The sequence below is a fragment of the Methylocaldum sp. genome, from assembly GCF_039794385.1.
Lineage (GTDB): Bacteria > Pseudomonadota > Gammaproteobacteria > Methylococcales > Methylococcaceae > Methylocaldum.
In genome coordinates, this window is the sequence record NZ_JBDIVO010000225.1 from 1 (window position 1) to 7,885 (window position 7,885).

At 64.4% G+C, this 7,885-nt stretch carries 8 protein-coding genes; 2 read left to right on the top strand and 6 right to left on the bottom strand.

Going from position 1 to position 7,885, the window contains the following annotated elements; genetic code table 11:
* The 4 genes from ABJK70_RS16920 to ABJK70_RS16935 form a co-directional block, all read right to left on the bottom strand.
* On the bottom strand, positions 1–1,223 hold a 1,223-nt coding region (locus tag ABJK70_RS16920; RefSeq protein WP_347258537.1), incomplete at its 3' end, for an integrating conjugative element protein.
* A complete protein-coding gene (locus ABJK70_RS16925; protein WP_347258538.1) occupies positions 1,220–2,266 on the bottom strand; it encodes a TIGR03756 family integrating conjugative element protein in 1,047 nt (348 codons plus the stop codon). The genes ABJK70_RS16925 and ABJK70_RS16920, both read right to left, overlap by 4 nt.
* A complete protein-coding gene (locus ABJK70_RS16930) occupies positions 2,263–2,697 on the bottom strand; it encodes a TIGR03757 family integrating conjugative element protein (RefSeq protein WP_347258539.1) in 435 nt (144 codons plus the stop codon). Before ABJK70_RS16930 ends, ABJK70_RS16925 begins: the two co-directional genes overlap by 4 nt.
* The gene (locus ABJK70_RS16935; protein ID WP_347258540.1) at positions 2,694–5,552 is read right to left on the bottom strand and encodes a conjugative transfer ATPase; all 2,859 of its coding nucleotides are present in this window, start codon (positions 5,550–5,552) and stop codon (positions 2,694–2,696) included. Before ABJK70_RS16935 ends, ABJK70_RS16930 begins: the two co-directional genes overlap by 4 nt.
* A gap of 71 nt (positions 5,553–5,623) precedes the next feature.
* On the opposite strand from ABJK70_RS16935, the gene ABJK70_RS16940 reads away from it, so the two are divergent.
* A complete protein-coding gene (locus ABJK70_RS16940) occupies positions 5,624–5,779 on the top strand; it encodes a BrnT family toxin (RefSeq protein WP_347258541.1) in 156 nt (51 codons plus the stop codon).
* A gap of 76 nt (positions 5,780–5,855) precedes the next feature.
* Complete coding sequence (locus ABJK70_RS16945; RefSeq protein ID WP_347258542.1) at positions 5,856–6,167, top strand: BrnA antitoxin family protein; 312 nt, start codon at positions 5,856–5,858, stop codon at positions 6,165–6,167.
* 34 nt (positions 6,168–6,201) lie between these two features.
* Here ABJK70_RS16945 and ABJK70_RS16950 read toward each other — a convergent pair whose 3' ends face one another.
* On the bottom strand, positions 6,202–6,594 hold the full coding sequence (locus tag ABJK70_RS16950) for a TIGR03751 family conjugal transfer lipoprotein (RefSeq protein ID WP_347258543.1): 393 nt from the start codon (positions 6,592–6,594) through the stop codon (positions 6,202–6,204).
* Positions 6,560–7,885 (bottom strand): TIGR03752 family integrating conjugative element protein (locus ABJK70_RS16955; RefSeq protein WP_347258544.1); only part of this gene is annotated, 1,326 nt, incomplete at its 5' end. The genes ABJK70_RS16950 and ABJK70_RS16955, both read right to left, overlap by 35 nt.

Genomic DNA, 7,885 nt, shown 5'->3' on the forward strand with positions numbered 1-7,885 from the left:
AGGGTGACGATGGCTTGCTCGATGTCGTCCCCGGCTTCGGAGGCGAAGATGTTCGGTTCCATGCGGCCGGTCAGCAGCAAACGCCGCAGCATCAGGGCACGCTCCAGGTTGAGTGCGGTCGCCGCTTCCCCGGCCAGTTTGCCCATGGCCACGGCCTGCTCCTGAGCGGTCGGGAGTTTTCGGATCGCCTCGATGACCTCGCGGGTCATCAGGGTACCGGGCGACGAGACCTTTTCCAGATTGGCCGGCGTGGGATCGAGATTGCCGCTCACCAGATTCTTCAGCGTGTTAAGCAGAGTGGCCTCGTCCTGCTCGATCTTGGGCAGGAGGCCATGTCCCGGTGTCGCATTGCGCGGGCTGTTCTTCTGGGTCCTGATGTCGGCGTCGCCCAGTACGTAGACGGCAAACGCGGTGGCGTCGCTCGGGGACTTCCACATCTTCGCGAGGGCCGGCGCCGTTCCATCGGTAGGCGCCGCGCTTGGATCGGTAACGCTACGTCCCAGTTCGATGTTATAGCCGGCGCGCACGGTGTCGGTGATCACCCGGATCGGCGGCTGATTCAGACCGCCGGCGCGGATGCCGCCGAGCCAGGGCACGCCGTTCGAACCCGAGTTGTTCTCCACGGTGTCCTTGGCCGAAGCCACGTCCACCGGCGAGGAATTGACCCCGCCGGTACCCATTTGTAGTTTCCAGTCGTAACCCTTGGCCAGGGTGATCCAGCGGTCGAAGGGGTTTTTTCCCTGGGCGATCTCCTGCTGCATCTGCTCGCAGCTCTTGGTGGCCAGGGAAATGGTGGCCTGCGCCCGCAGCAGGGCATTGTGAAAGAGGTCGTACAATCCCGGATTGGCCCGTTGCAGGATCAGCGCGGGCAAGGCGGCAATCGCGCCGGTGGCGGTGGTCACCATCTGCTGCATCATCTGCTCGGCGCCGGATTTGACGTTGTTGAGGATATTGGTGACCCCCAACACCGGGTTGAAATTGCCGCAGTTGTAACCCAGTCCCAGATCCAGGGCGCCGCCCAGCGTCACCGTGGTGACGTTGCGATTGGCGGCGGCGGAAATGGCTCCGGCTCCGCCGATCTTGTAGTACCAGTCGCTGTTCCGTGCCGGGGAAGCGATGTCGGCGGAAGATGACGAGACCAGGAGGAGCGATAGCGCCGCAAGTCCTCGGAGGGGCTTGGTAAGGTTTGGTGAAGAGAGGCTTCGGGTACCGAATAACATCATGGCGGAAACTCGCGAAAATCGATGACGCCGATGAAGGCGCCCTTGACCTGACAGCATTTGTAGGGACGCCATAACGTCCAGGCGTAATCGCCGCTCTCCGCCCCCTTGCCGCCGGCCCAGCCGGCGATGCCGGCGAGCGTGTCGTTCCGGCCGAAGGTCTCGCAGTTTTTCGACTGCTTCGGCAGGAGCATTTGCCATTGTCCGGTTCCGGGATCGCCTTCCCGCAGGGCGCCCGGCGTCCAGACCATCATGCCGTCCTCGATCTTCCGCTCCTCTCGGCCGGAACCGAGCGGAATGTAGACATGCGGTTGCAGCGTTCGCGTGACCACGTCTCCGGCGCGCTGCGCGGTCACCGCCGCCGCCTTGGGATCCTCGGCCTGGATGGTGAAACCCGAGCGGGGATAGACCGCGCCCCAGGTGTTCAGCGGAAACTGTCCGATCTCGCGCATCCCGGGAATCCAGGACTGCGGATAGATCGCCTCCGGGATGCTCCAGCGCCAGGCGATGGCATCCAGGGCGGAGAGAAAATAGGGCTGGAACGAATTGGCCTGGGACGGGCACACATAGCCGCTGCCCAGAGTGCCGGCGAGCGATGCGAGCGGAAACCCGATGGCGTCCACGTCCTTGAAGATCAGATCGGTATGGTTCGGCTGTTCCCGGTCGGGCCGACCGGGTACGCTGTCGGTGGTGATGCCGCCGCCGAACAGATCGGGCAAGGGGCCGCCCAAGGCGGACAGGACCGCCGCCGCGCCGCTAGTTTCGACACCGGCCAGGAGGCTCCGCATTTCCAGCCAGGGATTGCCGGCGAGGCCGTTGTAGCTGCTGACCACCAGATCCGGGTTGTAATGGCCGACCTTGACCGAGGTGCGGACCTTGCAGCCGAAGGGCGTGCAGACCAGCCACAAACAGACCCCCACGGGACGGTAGGCGATGCACGAGGGACTCAGGGCACTCGCGGCGATGGTTGCCGTGTCGATGGTCTCGGCCGGAAGCGCGGACGCATGAACGGCCAGCAGACAGCCGGCCAACCTCGATAGCATCATGGCGAATGCACCTCCTTCCAGCGGCGGTAGCGGGCGAGCGCGTCGACGAGGTCGGTGACCCCGTAGAGCACAGCCCTCCCGTCGAAGACCACCGCCGGATAGCGATCGATGCCGTAAGTCATGGCCTGCGTATGGCCTTGATAGGCTTGCAGGAACCGCTGTCGAAGCTCGCCGAACGAAGCGGAAAACCGTTGCCGGACGACCTGCAGTGCTTCCGTTTCGGTATTCGGCAGACCGCCGCTCAGGGTTTCCTCCAATCCGGCCGGGGCGCCGAGGTCGTGGAACGTCACGCGCGCTTCGTTTCGTTGCCGAATGTCCTCGAGCCCGGTAACGGGAAAACGGCTGTCGGTGAAGACCTCCATCGTCTCCGGTTCATCCGCCCGGAGACTCGTTGCGAGCAGGAACAGAGACAGCGCGAAAAGAACGTTCATGCCGTACATCTTTTCGCGGCGATCCGTTCTGCGATCATCAGCGCCGCTTCCAGCTCCGAGCAGCCATGCTGCTTCATCAACTCGGCGCGCTGGGCCTTCTCGTCCTTCTCGGTCATGGCCAGGGCCAGCGCGATCGGCGGTGGGACGTTGCGGAACAGTGCCGCCAGCTGGTCGGTGAGCACCACCCCCTCGACATACTGGCCGGGCGACTTTCGCGCCGCCAGCAGCAAGGCCTTCTGTTCTTCGCTGAGATCGCGGAAGCGGGCGATCTGGTTGATCTCGTCCTTGGGCATCACCAGGCACAGCCACCATTCCAGCATGGTCAGCATCCGCCGGCTCGCGTCAGGGAAGTCCTCCAGATTCTGCGTGGCGATCCAGAACCAGGCGCCGAGCTTGCGCCACATCTTGGTGATCTTGATCACGTAGGGGGCCAGGAGGGGATTGGTGGTGATGATATGGCCTTCGTCGGTGATGACGAGGGTCGGCCGGTGATCGTGCTGGGTGCGCTCGACCAGGGCATTGATGTGGTTCATCAGGCCGACGTAGGCGACGGTGAGCTTGTCCTGGTAATCCTCGCGGGCCAGGATGCCGAGATCGACCAGGGTCACGTCCACCTCCGGCCAGGGCCGGCCGGGCCGGTTGAAGAGATGCGCCTCGATGCTGCCGGGCGAGCAGAACAGGGCCAGCGCGTCCGCCATGTCCTGGGCGCGCTCGGCGCGGCGTTCGGCGAGATCCCGGCGCCCCCGCAGGGCTTTCACCACGTCCTCCGGCAACACCTGATCGCGGCCGCTCGCCGAGACGTTCTTCGAAGCCTCCAGAATCGCCTCCCGGATCAACAGGCGATCGGCGCGGGTCAGGCGATTGTCCTCGCGGATGTCGCCGCCGGTGATCATGATCCGGGCTGAGATTTCCATCTCCCCCAAAATGTCGCGGTCGTCGTCCTCCGACTCGATTTCTTCGTCATCATTCGAATCCCGCTCGGTATCGAGCGCGAGATCGAGACGCCGTTTCCGCTTCGGATCGAGCAGCTTCAAGGCATCGGCGAAAGGCGGCAGGCTCACGTCGGCGGAAGGCGAGATCATCACCTGCTTCACGCTGAAGCCCTGGGCCTGGAGATACTGCCCCAAAAGCCCGAAGGAATTGCCCACCTCGACCAGAAAGATGCGCGGGCGGTGCACGGCCAGGACGTGCAGGATCAGATAGCACAGCATGGCCGATTTGCCGGCCCCGGTCGGTTCGACGATGAGGGCATGGGCGTTCTTCTTGCGATCGTGCAGGTTGAGAGGATCGAAAGTGAGCGGCTCGCCGCCCCGGTTGAAGAACAGCATGCCGGGGTGGCCGGTCCCGGTGGAGCGTCCGTACAGCGGCAGCAGGTGGGCGATGTGCCGCGAGAACATGAACCGCGACCGCCGGGTTTCCCGACGGTCGAACCTGGGATCGTAGGCCATGGGAAGGTTTCGGATATAGCTGTCCAGCGCGCACAGATCCTGCCGTTCGTGAATGGGCCGAATGTTGTTGGCCATCAATAACGAATTGACGCGGTTGACCTTGGCCTGCAGATCTGCCTCGTCATCGCCCCGGACGTAGAAGACGGTCTGAACCGGAAAGATCTTGTTGCCCTTGGCTACCCAAATCTGGGCCTGTTTCGCGTCCTCGCCGGCCAGCTTGGCTTCGGCGTAGTCGCCGAAGGCGGCGCGTTCGATGCGTACCAGGTGATTCCGGATTTCGTCCTGGGCCTGGATCGTGATGGTCATCGCCATGACGGTGTGCTCCGGCATGCGGTCGAACACCGAAAACACGTGATCGCCGATCCGACGCTCCAGGCCGATCTGGCCGATGCCGGGAATTTGCGTCATGCCCTGTACGATAATAACCCGATGCGGCAGTCCGTCGAACCACCACAGCCCCCGCTCGGGGTCCGAGCTCGGCAGGCCCAGCATCAGTTGCTCGGCGAAGTCGTAGCCGTACGGGCGCTCCTCGATGCCGTCGCCCGGATAAGGCGCCAGTTTCAGCAGCGCCTCGGTATCGCCGTCGGTAGTGGGCGGATGCGGATTGAACCAGCGGAACAGCCAGTCGTAGAGATCCGCCCCCCCGCAGCGCCGCGCCGAGATGCCTGCCGATTCCAGGGCGGTCACTAGCCGACCTGCGACATCGTTCAGTTCCTGTTCCGCGGTCGGATCGCCGACAAGTTCGCCGGGAGCGAACCTGGACGCGCGAGGCGTGCCCGCAGGGGACAAATCGAGGATGGTTTGTCGCAGCTGCATCGACCCTGGCGGACGCCGCCGGTACAGCACGGCCCGAACCCGGCATTGTCGGCCCTGCCAGGGACCGCCGGTGACCAGTTCGTCCAGAAACAAGCCGCCGGGGCGGGAGATGTCCCGTAGGTGCTCCCGCAGAATGCCGAACCAAGTCTTCGAAAACGCCGTCTTCCTGGCATCGTTGCGGGCATAGCGCTCGATCTCGTCCACCAGCCGATCGAGCCGCGCCTCATCCTGCACGTACACCTGCAGAATCCAGGGATCCTGACTTTCCGGAATCGCCCCGGTCAGCACCGTTTGCAGCTTGTCGCGGAAATCCTGCAGCCAGGCCTGGGGTCTCGCTTCGGTGCCGGCCGGCCGCAGTTCGAACAGGGCACCGAGACTGCAGCCGTCGTCCAACAGGAAGGTTTGGGTGTCAGGATCGTATTCCAGCCAGGGCAGCAGGTTGGTGAACGAGGTCGGGCGCTCGTACATCTTCCGGATGCGCGCCACGGTCGGAGGACCGTCGGTGGCGCGGCGGCCGTAGCGGACGGTTTCCTTGGGTAACCTCCGATCGTCCGAGGTCCGTTTCAGCCGGCCGAAAGAGCACCGCTTCATAAGCGACTCCCGGCTTTCGATCGGATGCGGAACCTTGGCGTGTTCCTATTGTCGTGGATACAATAAATCCGATGAAAATCACGTTCGATCCCGCCAAGAACGCCCGTAATATCGCCGAACGTGGTTTGAGTTTTGAGTGCGTGCGTAATCTCGACTGGGTACACGCCGTAGTCCTCGAAGACACCCGCAGGGATTACGGCGAACGCCGTTTCCGGGTGTTCAGATAGATCGGCGAGCGGCTGTATGCGGTGGTCTTCGCCCCACGCGGCGATGCCGTGCATGCCATCAGTTTTCGCAAAGCCAATGCGCGAGAGGTTAAACGTTGTGGTAAAGCGCCCGAATCCTGAATTGATCGACGACGAAATCCCTGAGTGGACCGAAGAAGATTTCGCCCGCGCCCGCCCGGCCCGCGAGGTGCTGCCCGAAATTCTCCCGCCCGACATCGCGGCGGAAATGCTCAGGCCCCGTGGCCGTCCACGCAAGCCGGAACCCAAAGTGCATCTGAATCTCCGGCTGTCGCCGGAAGTGGTGGCGTATTTCAAGGCCACCGGCCCCGGCTGGCAGACGCGCCTGGACGAGGCGCTGAAGGAGTGGGTGAAAAACCATCCCCGGTAAGTCTTTCGCCGCTTACCCGTTCGCCTGAGCCGGTTCATTCCCATCCCTCGACCTCCCCCGGCAAGGCATATTCCACCGTTTCGTACAGGGGGAAACTGGTGGCATAACCCGGCACCGGATAGCCCTTGGCGGACAGATGGGGGAACACGTACATCACCAGGCTGGGATTCGGCAGGCGCGGAAACACCGCCAGGATCTCGGCGTCGGCTTCACGGGTGTAGCCGTCGAGGTTCGAGGGAATGTCCGCCGCGCTGCGCCGGCCCATGTCGATGCGGGCATCGCGGAAACGCTGCCGGGTATGCTCGAAATGGGCGTCGTAGACCTCCTTCATGGTGGGGCCGGTCTGCGGCAGGATGGTGTCCTTGCTGCCGGTGGCGCAGCCCGAAAGCAGGTTAATCGAGACCGTTGCGATCGCTATCCGTCTCATGGCTCGTCCGGGCATAGCTGAGCTTCCTCCCGCGGGGTTCGAAATCGATGGGCAGTTCGCGGTCCACGTGCACGGCAATTTCGGCGCCGGTGGCGACGAAGACCACGTCGAAGGATTGCGCCTGGCGTTCGGCGATCCATCGCGCCACCTCGTCGGCCCCGCCGGAGACGGTCTCGCCGATGGCGAACTTGGCCGGATCGCCGGTCACGGCGCTGGTGAAACCGCCGGTGAACGGCGAGGTGGTGACGGTCGTCTGCGAACGGGCATAGGCGTTGCCGGCCGCTTCGATGCCTCTGGCCAGAATGCGCCCGCCCAGAAAGCCGACGGCATTGGTGATGCGCTGACCGGTGACGCAGGGAATGCCGCGACGGTCGGAGATCCAGCCGAGGGGTTTGTCGGCGTTGCCGGTCGTCGCCGGCTGACCGGAAGCTTGAGCGCTCTGCTGAGTTTTTTGCTGCAGGCTCTGGTCGTCGGACGAAAGGGTGCGAATCGTGCCGTCGTCGAACACGTAAGTCACGGAATGGATCGCGCCCCGGACGCAGGATAGCGTCCAGTCGCCGATGGCGGTACCGGTGAAGATCATGCCGTCGACGCCGGGAATCTTAAGCCCGTTGGCGGCCAGGTTCTCGCTGCCGACGATGACCTTGAAAGGGTAGGGGTCCTCCACCTGGCCCTTGACCGGCACCCGGCCGAGGAGGGCCGTCATGCCGGTCGAGCCCACCAGGGTGGCGTTGCGCGGTATGGTGTAGGCCGGTTCCGGCGGCGGTGGCGCATTCGGCTGGCCCGGCTGCCCGCCCCCGAACCCCACATGGTCGAGAATCGGATTGCCCTCCGCGCCGGTCTCGTGCAGCAGGCTTCCGCCGTCCTGCACGGCGGTTCTGGCCTTGCCAGCCAGGGCGCCGACCGACGAGCCGGCCTTCTGCATCAGCGAAGGTCCCAAGGGCTCCACCCAGGCCAGCCCGTCCAGTCCAGCCACGTCGTCCAGGCCGAGCCCCGGCGGAATATCGCTGCCGGTGCTCGGCACCGGTGGCGCGGTATGGGCCCCGATCCTTGCCGCCACGGCGTCCAGCCGGTTCGACAGCTGGGCGATGGCGGAATCCCGTTCGCTCAGCGCCTCCCGGCGCAAATCTTCCTTCACCTGATTGCTGACCTGGGCAGCGATTTCGTTGCGCTGTTGCAAGAGGCTTTGGTTCTCGCGGCGGAGCTGGTCGGTCTGCGATTTCATGTCGGCCACCTGGGCCGTGAGCGAGCGGATCGTGTCCGCCGGCGAATCGGCGTCCGGCGCGGGCGG

Coding starts and splice junctions, on each gene's coding strand:
- ABJK70_RS16940 (WP_347258541.1), top strand. CDS start 5,624: ATGAAAATCACGTTCGATCCCGCCAAGAACGCCCGTAATATCGCCGAA.
- ABJK70_RS16935 (WP_347258540.1), bottom strand. CDS start 5,552: ATGAAGCGGTGCTCTTTCGGCCGGCTGAAACGGACCTCGGACGATCGG.
- ABJK70_RS16930 (WP_347258539.1), bottom strand. CDS start 2,697: ATGAACGTTCTTTTCGCGCTGTCTCTGTTCCTGCTCGCAACGAGTCTC.
- ABJK70_RS16950 (WP_347258543.1), bottom strand. CDS start 6,594: ATGAGACGGATAGCGATCGCAACGGTCTCGATTAACCTGCTTTCGGGC.
- ABJK70_RS16945 (WP_347258542.1), top strand. CDS start 5,856: ATGCGCGAGAGGTTAAACGTTGTGGTAAAGCGCCCGAATCCTGAATTG.
- ABJK70_RS16925 (WP_347258538.1), bottom strand. CDS start 2,266: ATGATGCTATCGAGGTTGGCCGGCTGTCTGCTGGCCGTTCATGCGTCC.